The following is a 657-nucleotide window of genomic DNA, read 5'->3' on the forward strand; positions in this document are numbered from 1 at the left end:
TGATTGTGGGTCAGTTGCACAATTGTTGTTCACAAGGTATACCGTCGTGGTTACCATCCATTTTGGTATTAGGACAGTAGTTTGTGAAGTAAGTTGCCTCCGCACAGGATGTCATTTGTGAGCAATGTGTTCTGCCGTCACATGAAAATTTTGATGTTGCTGATTGTGTTGATAAGATTGGAGTTACGGTTGACTCTGATGTTGAGATAGGCCCCAAGTCAACGTATGTTGGCGGTATGTCATCAATGTTATCAACGTCAATAGAGGTAAGAGCTGGTTGCGTTACGGTATCTGCCACTGTATTGGCTGCAGGTGTATTTATCGTACTCTCAGGTTGAAGAACTCTATAACCTATAAGTACGAAAATCAGTAACGTCAATATCACTAATACTTTGTTTGTCACTGTGCCATACCTGCTATCTCACAATCATTATTAATATGAAAATGGCAGCCTTTAATTGACTAAAAACCGCCATTGGATTTGAATTTTTATACCTACTTTTACTATCTTAAAAACAACTGATAGCCAATATTATCATTGACCGTCGTGCAGTCGTAACCGATATCTAGAAGGGCATCTTGTAGTTGGCGCGAATTACTATCAGAGGCTTGTAAGCCGACCAACACCCGACCTTCAGCGGCACCATGGTTGCGGTA

The 657-nt window shown here is 41.1% G+C and carries 1 protein-coding gene and 1 pseudogene; both read right to left on the reverse strand.

The genetic code is table 11. The features are described 5' to 3' along the window. Positions 1-10: 10 nt before the first annotated feature. Positions 11-160 (reverse strand): annotated as a pseudogene (locus tag ACS8FC_RS18265) (excalibur calcium-binding domain-containing protein); the annotation flags it as partial. Between the two features lie 344 nt (positions 161-504). Beyond that, the coding region (locus ACS8FC_RS18270; RefSeq protein WP_439297830.1) for a hypothetical protein at positions 505-657 on the reverse strand (153 nt) is incomplete at its 5' end.

This window comes from Psychrobacter sp. 1Y4, assembly GCF_051847555.1.